12 protein-coding genes are annotated in these 12,955 nt (G+C 45.9%); 3 read left to right on the top strand and 9 right to left on the bottom strand.

Going from position 1 to position 12,955, the window contains the following annotated elements:
* Positions 1 to 148: 148 nt before the first annotated feature.
* Positions 149 to 1,114, top strand: coding sequence for a polysaccharide deacetylase family protein (locus LVQ79_RS18255; RefSeq protein WP_232865996.1), 966 nt, complete (start codon positions 149 to 151; stop codon positions 1,112 to 1,114).
* A gap of 21 nt (positions 1,115 to 1,135) precedes the next feature.
* On the opposite strand, the gene LVQ79_RS18260 is transcribed toward LVQ79_RS18255, so the two are convergent.
* From LVQ79_RS18260 to rfaD, 6 genes are read right to left on the bottom strand one after another with little or no spacing between them, the layout of a single operon-like run.
* Positions 1,136 to 2,308: an O-antigen ligase family protein gene (locus LVQ79_RS18260; RefSeq protein WP_232865997.1), complete on the bottom strand. Its 1,173-nt coding sequence runs from the start codon at positions 2,306 to 2,308 to the stop codon at positions 1,136 to 1,138.
* On the bottom strand, positions 2,295 to 3,197 hold the full coding sequence (locus tag LVQ79_RS18265; protein ID WP_232865998.1) for a WaaZ-like lipopolysaccharide core biosynthesis protein: 903 nt from the start codon (positions 3,195 to 3,197) through the stop codon (positions 2,295 to 2,297). Before LVQ79_RS18265 ends, LVQ79_RS18260 begins: the two co-directional genes overlap by 14 nt.
* Positions 3,198 to 3,217: 20 nt before the next feature.
* Positions 3,218 to 4,294, bottom strand: coding sequence for a glycosyltransferase family 9 protein (locus tag LVQ79_RS18270; RefSeq protein ID WP_232865999.1), 1,077 nt, complete (start codon positions 4,292 to 4,294; stop codon positions 3,218 to 3,220).
* 6 nt (positions 4,295 to 4,300) lie between these two features.
* Positions 4,301 to 5,278: a lipopolysaccharide heptosyltransferase RfaC gene (gene rfaC, locus LVQ79_RS18275; RefSeq protein WP_232866000.1), complete on the bottom strand. Its 978-nt coding sequence runs from the start codon at positions 5,276 to 5,278 to the stop codon at positions 4,301 to 4,303.
* Entirely contained in the window at positions 5,278 to 6,327 is a 1,050-nt protein-coding gene (gene rfaF / locus LVQ79_RS18280) for an ADP-heptose--LPS heptosyltransferase RfaF (RefSeq protein ID WP_232866001.1), read from the bottom strand. The genes rfaC and rfaF overlap by 1 nt, the downstream gene beginning before the upstream one ends.
* A 16-nt stretch (positions 6,328 to 6,343) precedes the next feature.
* Positions 6,344 to 7,276: an ADP-glyceromanno-heptose 6-epimerase gene (gene rfaD / locus LVQ79_RS18285; protein ID WP_232866002.1), complete on the bottom strand. Its 933-nt coding sequence runs from the start codon at positions 7,274 to 7,276 to the stop codon at positions 6,344 to 6,346.
* A 216-nt stretch (positions 7,277 to 7,492) separates the two neighbouring features.
* Here rfaD and kbl point away from each other — a divergent pair, with 216 nt between their 5' ends.
* Both kbl and tdh read left to right on the top strand, forming a co-directional pair.
* Complete coding sequence (gene kbl, locus LVQ79_RS18290) at positions 7,493 to 8,689, top strand: glycine C-acetyltransferase (protein ID WP_232866003.1); 1,197 nt, start codon at positions 7,493 to 7,495, stop codon at positions 8,687 to 8,689.
* A gap of 10 nt (positions 8,690 to 8,699) precedes the next feature.
* Complete coding sequence (tdh, locus tag LVQ79_RS18295; protein ID WP_232866004.1) at positions 8,700 to 9,725, top strand: L-threonine 3-dehydrogenase; 1,026 nt, start codon at positions 8,700 to 8,702, stop codon at positions 9,723 to 9,725.
* Between the two features lie 51 nt (positions 9,726 to 9,776).
* On the opposite strand, the gene LVQ79_RS18300 is transcribed toward tdh, so the two are convergent.
* The 3 genes from LVQ79_RS18300 to LVQ79_RS18310 form a co-directional block, all read right to left on the bottom strand.
* Positions 9,777 to 10,697, bottom strand: coding sequence for a hypothetical protein (locus LVQ79_RS18300; RefSeq protein WP_232866005.1), 921 nt, complete (start codon positions 10,695 to 10,697; stop codon positions 9,777 to 9,779).
* Positions 10,690 to 11,922, bottom strand: coding sequence for a glycosyltransferase (locus LVQ79_RS18305; protein ID WP_232866006.1), 1,233 nt, complete (start codon positions 11,920 to 11,922; stop codon positions 10,690 to 10,692). The genes LVQ79_RS18300 and LVQ79_RS18305 overlap by 8 nt, the downstream gene beginning before the upstream one ends.
* A 61-nt stretch (positions 11,923 to 11,983) precedes the next feature.
* Positions 11,984 to 12,955 (bottom strand): divergent polysaccharide deacetylase family protein, encoded by a 972-nt coding sequence (locus LVQ79_RS18310; protein WP_370639867.1) that lies wholly within the window; start codon positions 12,953 to 12,955, stop codon positions 11,984 to 11,986.

Here is a 12,955-nt window from a genome sequence, read left to right on the forward strand (position 1 = left end):
GGTGATCAACCAGAGGGTGATTCTAATAGACCTTGAGTATGGTTGCTACATTTGTGCTCAGAAGTCAGAAATTTGAACGTAAGCGGTTTGCCCTAATCAGACAGGCTGCGTAACATGATGTAAACCTCGTGTTAGCTCAGAGACGGAAATGACTAAACCAGCATTCATCATTACTATTGATACCGAAGGCGATAATCTGTGGCAAAACCACCGGCAAATCAAAACTGAGAATGCCCGTTTTTTACCTCGTTTCCAGGCATTGTGTGAGAAATATGGTTTTAAACCGGTTTGGCTGACAAATTACGAAATGGCTATCGACCCGGATTACATCGAATTTGCTAAGGATGTAATTGCTCGTGGCCAGGGTGAAGTTGGCATGCACTTGCATGCATGGAATAGCCCACCGGATTATGATTTAACCGGTGATGACTGGCGCTGGCAGCCTTATCTGATTGAGTATCCTGATGAGGTCCTACGCGAGAAGGTGGTTTCTATGACCACTCTATTGGAAGAAACTTTCGGCACAAAAATGATCAGCCATCGTGCAGGTCGTTGGGCATTTGATAGTCGTTACGCCAAACTTTTGGTGGAGCTGGGTTATAAGGTGGATTGTTCAGTGACCCCAAGGGTTAACTGGCGAAATGCTAAGGGTGCGCCAACAGGCAATGGTGGAACGAATTATCAACATTTCCCGACCCAGGCTTATTTCATGGATCTGGAAAATATTAGCCAGTCCGGTAACTCTACGCTGCTCGAAGTCCCAATGAGCATTCAATATAAGCACAGCCCGTTAATGAATAGCTTTAAACAAAGCTATGACCGGCTTCGTGGTAAATATCGTAGTCCTTCCGTTCATTGGTTGCGCCCATCGGGCGGTAACTCAGCACAAATGATAGCGGTTGCGGAAAAAACATTAGCTGAGGGCAACGACTACGTGGAGTTTATGCTCCATTCCTCGGAGTTTATGCCGGGTGGTAGCCCTACATTTAAAAATGTAGCTGATATTGAGCGGTTATATCAGGATTTAGAGACGTTATTTTCCTGGCTTGCTGAAAGAACTGTGGGGATGACGCTGGCTGAGTATTATGGGCTAAAAGAAAAACAAGTACAGTAAACTGCACTTGTTTTTTCATAATTATGGTGCTGTCGATTTTATTGGCGTACTTAGAATTACAGACAAGGGGAACCAGAATAGGAACCAAAATTCTTGAGGATTTCCAATAATAAACATTCCCTGAGACATATAATAAATCAGAGAAAATATAAAAATAGATCCTTCTATTTTATGATTGACTCTTATATGTTTGGGGACTTGAAGTAATCCATACCCAATAACCATCATTAGAATTGAAAAACCAATCAGACCACCTTTTAGTAATGATGCGAGATAAATTGTATGGGTTGTGGAAATGTTTTGGCCGATGCTATTTATAAACGTTAAATTTTGATCAAAGCCCCAACCCCAAACCAGTTTTTGTTTTGCAAGTTCTAGTGCATTTTGCCAAATGCCGAATCGAATAAAGCTCTGTTGGTATAAGCTTTCAAGTCGATCGATGAATATAGCTGAAAAATTTGTCAGAAATACAACTACTATAACTATGCTGATTATTCCAAGGCCATAAAATATATGCTGTTTAGTATAACGTGGATTTATGATAAATAAGAGTATAAACGCGGCAATAAAAGCGATTAGTGGCCCACGACTTTGAGTGAGTAAGAGCGATGTGAGTAGAATGGGTATTAACAAATAGAGCCAGTTTTTACCTGTTTCACGAATAAATATTAATCCGCAAAAAATACCTATTGCCATGTAGCCACCCAAATCAATAACATTATCCGGTGCCCAAGGGAAAGCAATATCAAGTCTATTGACTGCGAGTGTTGTCTTGTCAACCATAACTAAAGTAAAAATTGAAAGCAGAGTCATGCCGATATATACAGCACCCATAACATACTTTTTATAACCAAGTTTTTCCATCTGACGATAGAGACATATGAAGGTTAAGAGATAAAGTGCATGCTTCAATGTTGAGCTTATATTACCGGGGTTATTAGACCATAGATTAGAAAGGGAAAAATATATTAAGAATATTAGCGGGAAAATTAACCCTTTTAAATAGGGCTGATCATTGATGAAGGTTATTCTCGTTTTATGAGAGAAAATTAATGTCCCTATAAAGAGGATAAGTGAAACATGGAAAAAAAGGTTGACTTTTGAGATGTTACAAAAAATAGCACTGAAAAAAATAAATGCTATAAAAATGAATGCATATGATTTCTCTATGCGCGAGGTTTTATTTAAAAGCATCACGATAATCCAGTTTTGGGAAAATATAAGACGGAATTGCGCTATCTTGGGATAAGTTTATGACTTCAATATTTTTATTTCTCAATGCCTGGCTGGCAAGAGTGAAAGCTGGAATGATAATGTCATGCAGTTTCTCATTAAGAAAAGAGGGGAGCATATTATCAGTTGTTTCATAAAATCTAGGTTTAGAAAAATTGTTCATATCTAAACCTGCAATATATATTTTATTAAATCCTAAAAAAGCGAGTATTTGGAGAGACCAATATACAACTGTTCCGGCATCAAACACTCCGGTCCTAATATCATAATTAAATGCAATCCTATCTGAGTTTTTAAGAAATAAAATATCCTGATGAGATGTGAATGTTTTTTTTACATTATCCGATAATATTTTTTTCTCGTATATTTTGTAGCATTTATCCTCAATGACAACTAACTTACATTTAATGTTGTTCATTGAGAATCTATCAACAATTTTAATAATACCATGCATTGTAGTGAATAACGTTAAATCACTTTTAGCTATAATTTGCTCCAGAAACTCTGGTCTATTATCAATAAAAGTCATATCAACTATGATGTAAATATTAAAATCAACTTCTTTATGAAGATTCCAGGCACCATTAACCCCAATAGTTGGTAATTTAGGAATAGATGAAAAATCTATTTTTTTTATCGAAGGGCCTGTTGCAATTAGTAGAATCCTACCATTATAACTACCTCTGAGAGTTGATAAGTTTTGTAGTGGGATTTGACTGCTTTTATAGAATAATTCAGAGATTGCACCAAATTCATCTCGTTGGATTTTGATATAAGGCCATAGGTTTTCATTATGACGCATACTTCTCGGATGCGTATAGCGATATATTTGTTTCGTCAAGGTGCCCATCAGATTCTCATTTTATCCTATTATATATTGTTCTCATGATTAGTAATAAAGCTGTAAATATCAGATAAATCATCATCACTCAACGCAAACATCTCTTCTCTTGAGCGATCAAAATAGTAAGGGGCTTCAAAGATATATGATTTTTCATACTCTTTGTGACCAATCAACAGAACGTTACCTAATGGACGTTGCTCTTCAATGCAGCACGGGCCATAAATGAGAACAATAGGGACACCAACTGCATCTGCTATATAAACATTTCCAGAGTCTGATGCAATATAGAAATCCATTTTACTGATGGCAAAAGGGACGTCTTCCAAAGGTAATTCGCCAATCAGACTTACTATATCTTCTCGTACTCCGACTTCACGATGCAAGTCATCGAGCCATACTTGTTCGCTTTGAGGACCGAAAACATAGTAAATACAATTTAGGTCACCTAACGCATCAAATACTTTTTTCCATACTACGGCAGGAATAGTTTTTGATTTGTTTCCTGCAGATATACTCAGACCAATTTTGATAACATTTTGTTTATCAAGCGATATTGGGTAGGGCTCAGGCTTTCTTAATGGCCGGGTTGCATGCTTAGGAACATTACGCCAGCTCAGGTTACGATCAGCGAGCTTAAGGTAATCGTCGACAGTTAATTGGTCTTTGCTGTGTTCAACAGTACCAGTAGCTGTAAAGTAAAGCGGAGCTTGATACCAGCGACGCGTGTAAGTCGACAGGTACTGTTTGTTCTTCGCATTGCAGACGGATGCAAAGAAAAGATTCGTACTATTTGGATGTAACAAGTAAACATTTTCGTAGCGATTCATAAATTTGAAAGCCAGGCGAAACTTGCGCCATAGGCTCTTTTTATGTTCTTCAATTAAGAAAATGGTATCGATAGTTTCATCATGCTTAGCCAAAGGAAGAACGGTTTTGCTGATCAAAACATCACTATGCTTCAGATGGGCGAGCAAGGGCGTTACGTTGACGAAATCGCCTATTTTTGCCGTTTGAATGAGTAAGTTCCGGCCTGTTTTTTTATAAAACAGTTTTCCGATCAATTTGAACGGAAGAAAGAGGATAAAGAGGATTAGATAGCTCATTAATCGTTATTCTGTCTTTAAGTGGCTAATTTTCTGGAGTGCGGTAAATGTGTCTACAGCGGTGATGTTAGCCATACTTTTTCCTGCGCCCCTGATTTCATGTTGATTTTCACCGTAGCCACCAATTAAACCCGGATCGGTTGGGCCATACAATGTGATATTTGGCTGACCTAATGCGGCGGTCAGATGACTTAATCCGGTATCGACGGAGACAACAGCTCTGGCTCCGGCAAGTTGTTTGGCTACCTGTTCAAGGGACAGACGTGGCAACACTTCAACATTATCAAATCCTTCAGCTAAACGAATTGCCCGTTCGTGCTCGTGATTTGCGCCCCACGGGAGTTTAATACGTAAGCCAGTATTGTGCATTAATTGAATAAGATCTCGCCAGTGTGATTCCGGCCAGTGTTTTTCATCGCGTGTGGTGGCATGAAGGAAAATCATATATTCCCCCATATCTGACGGCGCGGTAGCCAGAAAATGCCGGGCTATTGCATAGTCGCCTTGTTTTTCAGGCTTCTGATAACCAATACTTTTGGCAAATAACTCACGTGTACGTTCCACAGCATGTTGCTGTTTCGCGATTGAATGCCGGTGATTGTAGAAGAGGCTGGCTAACGGTTCACGGGCGCTATTCCAGTCCATACCATGTTTTGTCCCGCGGGCTTTACGAGTCACCAGAGCTGCGCTCTTTATTAGTCCCTGAGCATCAACGATGAGATCGTAATTCTCAACACGTAGCGCTTGATAGAATGCCGCACGCTCGGCTTTCACTGCAGTTGAAAACCAGCTTTTACGCCAGCGACGAATCGCCACTGGAAGAACTTTATCCACAGCCGGATGCCAGGTGGGGATTTGTGCAAAGCCTTCTTCTACTACCCAATCGAAGCGGATACCCGGAATGGCGTTCATTGCGTCAGTCAGCGCAGGCAAAGTATGCAGCACATCGCCCATTGACGATGTTTTGACGATTAATACCCGCATTACGCTTCGTTCTCCGCTAGCAGCAAGGCTGCAAGCTCTTCCATGACTCGCTCAGGAGAAATATCAATCAAACTTTGATGGTAGCCTTCTGCGGCGTCACCTTTACGCACTTTGTGATAGCCGCTAATCAGGCGAATGACTCGCGCTTTATGCGATAACGGTGGGGTAAAGTCTGGGCTGCTTGGGCCATACAACGCAACAAGTGGGCGATTGAGCGCTGCGGCAACGTGCATTAAACCGGAATCATTGGTGACCACAGCTTGGCAAGCGGCAATCAAAATGACGGCTTGCTCGAGTTCAGTATCTCCCGCCAGATTACGGCAATAAGCCTGCTGCTGCGTGGTTAATGCGGCAACAATATCATTCCCGGCTTCTTTATCTTTTGCCGAACCAAACAACACAACTTGATAGCCATCATCAATGAGTTTGCCTGCAAGGGTTGCGTAGTGATAATGCGGCCAGCGTTTCGCCGGACCAAATTCAGCACCAGGGCAGAAACCAATAATCGGGCGTTTGGCATCGAGGCTAAATGCAGCAGTCGTCTGGAGCTTTTCGCTTTCGTTAACTTGCAACTTAGGCCATAGCAACGGCTGTGGGAGATCTTTAGCCGATTGCATTACCCCTTTCTCATAGGCTAACGCAACGTAACGCTCGACCATTAATGGCCAGGCTTGCTTATCCAGCACGCGAGCGTCGTTGAGCAATCCGTAGCGCATTTCACCTCGCCAGCCAGTACGTTGCGGGATATTGGCAAAGAAAGGAACCAGTGCAGATTTGAATGAGTTTGGCAGCACATAGGCTTGATCGTAACGTTTAGCACGCAGGGCGTGTCCAAGACGGCGACGTTCGCCAATCTCCAGAGCGCCATGCCCAAGTGGCATCGCCAACGCTTCGTTAACTTCTGGCATACGTGACAGTAATGGACGGCACCATGCCGGTGCCATCACATCAATGATTGCCTGGGGATAGCGCGCCTTGAGCGTGCGATAGAGACTTTGCGACATCATCATGTCGCCCACCCATGACGGGCCAATCACCAGTATTTTCATGCGTCAGGCTACCTGCTTATGCGTCACGGTTCAGCCAGGCCATATATTCTGTTACGCCTTCGGCAACAGTTTTGAATGGCTTGTCGTAACCTGCGGCACGCAGATTGGTTAAGTCGGCCTGAGTAAATGCCTGATAGCGGCCCTTGAGTTTTTCCGGGAAAGGAATGTACTCAATGCTGCCTTTTTTATGGAATGCCAGGGCTGCGTCAGCAACGGCCTGGAAGGATTCCGCACGACCGGTACCGCAGTTATAAATACCGGATACGCCGTTCTGCCAGAACCACAGGTTAACCGTTGCAACATCACCCACGTAAATGAAGTCACGCTTAAAGCTATCGCTGCCTTCAAACAGTTTTGGATTTTCGCCGTTGTTCAACTGAGTGTTCAGATGGAATGCAACGCTTGCCATACTGCCTTTATGGCCTTCGCGCGGCCCGTAGACGTTGAAGTAACGGAAGCCAGTAATCTGGGAGTTAGCTTCAGGCAGAATTTGGCGCACGTACTCGTCGAACAGGAATTTGGAGTAACCGTAAACATTCAGCGGCTGCTCGAATTCACGAGACTCAATAAAATCGCTGTTGCGGCCGCCATAGGTTGCAGCTGATGAGGCATACAGGAATGGAATTTCGCGTTCGAGGCAGTAATGCAGAACTTCTTTTGAGTACTGATAGTTATTATCCATCATGTACTTGCCATCCCACTCGGTGGTGGAAGAACAAGCACCTTCATGGAAAATTGCTTCGATATCGCCGAATTCTTCACCTGCCATAATCTGGATTAAGAAGTCTTCTTTATCCATGTAGTCGGCAATATTCAAATCAACGAGGTTGGCGAACTTGGTGCCATCCTTCAGGTTGTCGACCACCAGGATATCAGTATGGCCGATATCATTCAGTGACTTAATGATGTTGCTGCCAATAAGGCCAGCACCGCCGGTGACAATAATCATAAGCGAAAACCTTAAAAAAAGAGGGCCGTAAGGCACAATACCTCACGCGCTAATGGCTCTTATCATACCATTACATTCATGGACCCGCCTAATATGAGGAAGTTTCTACGCCTCGTGATTTATGCTGCAAATTTCAATTTCATTGAAGCGTAATCTCGTGTCCTGGTATAGGTTTGGGTAATATGTGCCGAAATTAGCCATGCCTGGAGAATCGCAATGCGCGGAGATTTTTACCAACAGTTAACAACCCAACTTGAAACCGCACGAGCGGAAGGGTTGTTTAAAGAAGAACGTATCATTACTTCTGCTCAACAAGCCGATATTACCGTTGCTGATGGCAGCCATGTCATTAACTTCTGCGCCAATAACTATCTGGGGCTCGCTAATCACCCGCAACTGATCGATGCCGCAAAGCAGGGCATGGATACACATGGTTTTGGGATGGCATCTGTGCGTTTCATTTGTGGGACACAAGACAGCCATAAAGAGCTGGAAGGTAAACTTGCGGGCTTCCTCGGAATGGAAGATGCGATTCTTTACTCTTCCTGCTTCGATGCCAACGGCGGCCTGTTTGAAACGCTGCTCGGCCAAGAAGATGCGATTATTTCTGATGCCCTGAACCACGCGTCTATTATTGATGGCGTGCGTCTGTGCAAAGCGCAGCGTTATCGCTATGCAAACAACGATATGCAAGAGCTTGAGGCTCGCCTGAAAGAAGCGCGTGCGGCAGGGGCTCGTCATATCATGATTGCCACCGACGGTGTGTTCTCTATGGATGGCGTGATTGCGAACCTGAATGGCGTTTGCGATCTGGCTGATAAGTATGACGCGCTGGTGATGGTTGATGATTCTCACGCGGTTGGTTTTGTCGGTGAAAATGGTCGTGGCACGCATGAATATTGCGATGTGATGGATCGTGTAGACATCATTACCGGCACGTTGGGCAAAGCGCTCGGCGGCGCATCCGGCGGCTATACCGCGGGTCGTAAAGAAGTGATTGAGTGGCTGCGCCAGCGCTCTCGCCCATACCTTTTCTCTAACTCTTTGGCACCGGCTATCGTTTCAGCATCCATCAAAGTTCTGGAAATGCTGGAAACCGGCGCTGAAATTCGTGCTCGTCTGTGGGCAAACGCGAGTTTGTTCCGCGAGAAAATGTCCGCAGCAGGTTTTACCCTGGCGGGTGCGGATCACGCCATCATCCCGGTGATGTTAGGTGAAGCGGTTGTGGCGCAGAACTTTGCGCGTGAACTGCAAAAAGAAGGCATTTATGTCACTGGGTTCTTCTTCCCGGTAGTACCAAAAGGTCAGGCGCGCATCCGTACTCAGATGTCAGCGGCCCACACGACTGAACAAATTGAACGTGCGGTTGACGCATTTACGCGTATCGGTAAACAGTTGGGCGTTATCGCCTGAGGGAGCGGTCATGAAAGCATTAGCGAAACTGAAAGCAGAAGAAGGCATCTGGATGACGGATGCACCCACGCCTGAAATGGGTCATAACGATCTGCTGATCAAAATCCGTAAAACCGCAATCTGCGGCACCGATGTGCATATTTATAACTGGGACGAATGGTCGCAGAAAACTATTCCGGTTCCGATGGTTGTCGGTCACGAATATGTGGGTGAAGTGGTTGGCATCGGGCAGGAAGTTAAAGGCTTTAAAATTGGCGACCGCGTCTCCGGTGAGGGCCATATCACTTGTGGTCACTGCCGTAACTGCCGTGCCGGCCGTACTCACTTGTGCCGTAACACAACAGGTGTTGGTGTAAACCGTCCGGGTTGTTTCGCAGAATACCTGGTGCTGCCTGCTTTCAATGCTTTCAAAATCCCTGACAACATCTCAGACGATTTAGCCTCTATCTTTGACCCGTTCGGCAACGCTGTTCACACAGCGCTGTCCTTCGATCTGGTTGGGGAAGATGTGCTGGTTTCAGGCGCTGGCCCAATCGGTATTATGGCGGCGGCTGTCGCTAAACACGTTGGTGCGCGTAATGTCGTGATCACCGATGTGAACGAATATCGCCTTGAGCTGGCGCGTGAAATGGGCGTGACCCGCGCGGTGAACGTCAGCAAAGAAAACCTGAACGACGTAATGAAAGAGTTGGGCATGACTGAAGGTTTTGATGTGGGTCTGGAAATGTCAGGTGCTCCACCGGCATTCCGTACCATGCTCGATACCATGAATCACGGTGGCCGTATTGCGATGCTGGGTATTCCTCCGTCAGATATGTCTATCGACTGGACGAAAGTCATCTTCAAGGGCTTGTTCATCAAAGGTATTTACGGGCGCGAAATGTTCGAAACCTGGTACAAAATGGCGGCGCTGATTCAGTCTGGCCTGGATCTGTCACCAATCATCACTCACCGTTTTGGTATCGATGATTTCCAGAAAGGTTTTGATGCCATGCGTTCCGGGCAGTCTGGTAAAGTCATTCTTAGCTGGGATTAATTCTTGCTGAGTTGATTAAAAAGGGCCGGGAAACCGGCCTTTTTAACATCTTTACTCGCTTGCCGTCTGCTTTTCAGCATCCGTCAGATAACGTACTTTGCGCGTGTAATCCTGCCCTTTAAACAGCAATTCACTATCCGGCGAAACCAGATATTTTTGCCATTCAGAAAGTGGGAAACCGCCATGCGCACCCACAACTTGTTTTGGAATCACCGATGGTGTGCCGCCAATTTTCTTGGATACCGGCCAGTTCATCCAGTCACCTAAATTCACGGTTTTGATATCGAGCATATCCAGCAAAGCGGCTAGTGGCAGCTGATCGGTTGGTGGCTGGCTATCGTCCATCAACTCCCAGGTGTCCTGGAATAGCGTGAGCCATAACGGGCAAATTCGACGCCAGGTTTTACGCGTTGCCGCCAGGAATGCCCCGTTAACGTGATCCACAATATACGGGCGCACGGTGTCTTTATAATATGCCGGGACTTTATCAACCGGTGCTTTGTCCAGTTTGGCGATCATTTTGCCCTGACGGAAACTGGAGTAAATGTGGTGCTCTTCAATTTTAAAGCGCGGCATTTGCAGCAAGTTGAGATCGGAATCGATCATCAAAATACCGTCTGTGCGTGCCTGCAACGGCGCATTCAGTTTGATTAAACGGCTGAGATAAATTTGCTTGTAACGGTACCCTTCCTCGCGCTGTGGGAGCTCAAGAGTCGCGATACGGGTTTTCGGTGGAAGCTCACCAAATTCGTGCGCCGGGCGATCGGAAACAATCACAATTTCCTCCACATCCGGGGCGAAACGTGCCGCGAATTGTGCAGAAAGTAAGCCTTCTTCGATGTAATCCGCACCTGCGCAAGGAATGACAATCGATGTCACTGGCACTGCCACACTTCCGGCCGCAGGTTCCTGATAAGGGATATTATGTCGCGCCGTAATATGGCGATATTTTGGGTTCAGAAATTTAAACATATTCATTCCGGGTTGGTTTTACTGCGCCAAGTACGGCTTCGACACCGGCAACATAGTGTTCGATCGCATAGTTATCAATCACGCGTTGGTAGGCGGCTTGTGTGAGGGCATCACGTAATGCGCTATCTTGCCATACTTGCTGAAGATGCGAAGCGAGCATAACGGTATCGCCATAAGGATAAAGCAGACCGGTACGTCCGGAGTCGATTAACTCTGCCGTCCCCGTCACATTTGAACCGATCACCACGGTTTTAAGCAGCATGGATTCGAGCACCACACGCGGTAACCCTTCGCTTTTCGATGCCAGAATAAAGACATCAAATGCGGCCAGATAATCCAGGGGGTTGTTACGAAAGCCGGTAAAGATAACCCGATCGGCAAATCCGTAATCAGCGGCCTGGCGCTGTAGTTTTTCGCGATCGGCCCCTTCGCCTACCAGAACAAATTTCCATTTTGCGTCGGGATGTTGCTGCTGAAAATGGTGCAAAGCTTCCAACGTATGGTGGCAGGATTTTCTTGGGATAAGTGACCCGATACTACCAAACAAAAATGTATCGTCGCCAATGCCCAACGAGCGGCGTACCGCCTCGCCAGAAGGTAAGGGCTGGTGAATATCAATGGCGTTAGGAACAGTCGTGCAGAGAGATCTTTTCACGCCGTGGTTAAGCAGCACGCTTTCCACGCCATGAGAGACGGCGATTATAGCGTCGCCTGTGCGGTTGACGATTTTTGTAATCGCCTGACTCATTACCGGTTCGATACGGCAGTGCTGTACTACAGCAACATTGAGCGGCTCGGCGGCCAGATATCCTTCCAGGTTAGAGCCAGGCTGGTTATTCATATAGAGAATTTCGTAGCCATCTTTCTGCAACCGCTCACGCAATGCCATCGCGTTAGGTTTGATGCGCCATTGCTCATCAATATATGCGGTGACTTTTTTGCGCCCTGACTTGCTGAAAAACAAAAATGAGCGAGCAACTTCCTTGCAGATTTTTGCCCAGCCAGGTTGCTTGCGTTGTGGAATAAAAATGACAGGAATCTGAATGCTCTTCAGCACTTTCTCAATGGTTTCACCTTCACCGCGCGCATAGTTGTAGTAAAAGCAGCACGTGATATCAAACCGTTGGCGGTCAATACGTTTGAGCAGTTCCAACATACTGTTGGTACCGCCGCCCCACTCTTTACCGTTATCCAGCAAGAGAATTTTATGCCGCTGTTGCGTCATCGTAGACCGACTCCTGTAGCTTTATTCAACGCGGCATTATAAGGGCTATCAACCGTGATAACTATCCCGCGACATTTCCAACTGTGGATGTGCTTTTTCCCCAGCCCTGCCACTGATGCTGCATATATTGCATTAATTGGCTCTGGCTGATGCTTTCACTCAACACAGTAAAGAACGTAGTGGCATAGACAGGTTGCAAAGGTTGTTTCGGTTTGCACAAACTAATGCCTTTAAATGGATTACGCGGTTGCTCCGTCGGTTTGCCGGGCACTACAGGGCGAGTATTGTTTGGTTTCGAGGTATCAACCTGCGGTTCGTTCAACAAGCTGCTCGGGCGGACCAACGTAATATCTGAAGGCAAGTTGTACACCATCTGTTGCAATACGCGCACGGTTGTTGGATGCGGGTGGCCGATGGCTATCGCAGAGCCATTTCGGCGTGCTAACTCTACTGCACGATTAAACTGGAAACGGATATCGGCTTCATTTTGCGTATCGTCGAGGAAGACTTTGCGTTTGATAACCTTGACGTTAGTTCCCGCTGCCGCCCGCATTGACTGGCTATTGCCAATCGTCATGCTGTCGAGGAAATAGAGATTATATTGCCCCAGCGCCTGCATCACTTTTTGCATGCCAAACAGGCTGGATGTCATCGCGCTACCCATGTGGTTATTCAACCCCACAGCATATGGAACATCATTAACCGCTTCGCGAATAATGCGTTCGATTTCACCGCTGCTCATATCCGGGCGCAAAGTATCTTTTTCCAGCGGCTGTTTGCTGAGCGGAGCCATCGGTAAATGGATTAGCACTTCATGCCCGGCATTATGTGCTTTGGTCGCCATTTCGCGGGCGTGAGGAGCGTTGGGTAAAACAGCCACGGAAATATTAGAGGGGAGTGCGATAACCTGATTTTCTTGCGCGGGGCGATAACCGAAGTCATCTATAACGATTGCCAGCTTTCCGGCGTAAACAGGGGTTGTCAGCATGAGTGTGCTGACGAGAGAGAAAAACACACGACGGAATTGAAGCAA

Source organism: Buttiauxella cochleicola (assembly GCF_021282405.1).
Lineage (GTDB): Bacteria > Pseudomonadota > Gammaproteobacteria > Enterobacterales > Enterobacteriaceae > Buttiauxella > Buttiauxella massiliensis.

Bases quoted from the DNA above. Each gene is read 5' to 3' on its own strand.
- LVQ79_RS18255 (WP_232865996.1), top strand. From the start codon at position 149: ATGACTAAACCAGCATTCATCATTACTATTGATACCGAAGGCGATAAT.
- LVQ79_RS18260 (WP_232865997.1), bottom strand. From the start codon at position 2,308: ATGCTTTTAAATAAAACCTCGCGCATAGAGAAATCATATGCATTCATT.
- LVQ79_RS18265 (WP_232865998.1), bottom strand. From the start codon at position 3,197: ATGGGCACCTTGACGAAACAAATATATCGCTATACGCATCCGAGAAGT.
- LVQ79_RS18270 (WP_232865999.1), bottom strand. From the start codon at position 4,294: ATGAGCTATCTAATCCTCTTTATCCTCTTTCTTCCGTTCAAATTGATC.
- rfaC (WP_232866000.1), bottom strand. From the start codon at position 5,278: ATGCGGGTATTAATCGTCAAAACATCGTCAATGGGCGATGTGCTGCAT.
- rfaF (WP_232866001.1), bottom strand. From the start codon at position 6,327: ATGAAAATACTGGTGATTGGCCCGTCATGGGTGGGCGACATGATGATG.
- rfaD (WP_232866002.1), bottom strand. From the start codon at position 7,276: ATGATTATTGTCACCGGCGGTGCTGGCCTTATTGGCAGCAACATCATT.
- kbl (WP_232866003.1), top strand. From the start codon at position 7,493: ATGCGCGGAGATTTTTACCAACAGTTAACAACCCAACTTGAAACCGCA.
- tdh (WP_232866004.1), top strand. From the start codon at position 8,700: ATGAAAGCATTAGCGAAACTGAAAGCAGAAGAAGGCATCTGGATGACG.
- LVQ79_RS18300 (WP_232866005.1), bottom strand. From the start codon at position 10,697: ATGTTTAAATTTCTGAACCCAAAATATCGCCATATTACGGCGCGACAT.
- LVQ79_RS18305 (WP_232866006.1), bottom strand. From the start codon at position 11,922: ATGACGCAACAGCGGCATAAAATTCTCTTGCTGGATAACGGTAAAGAG.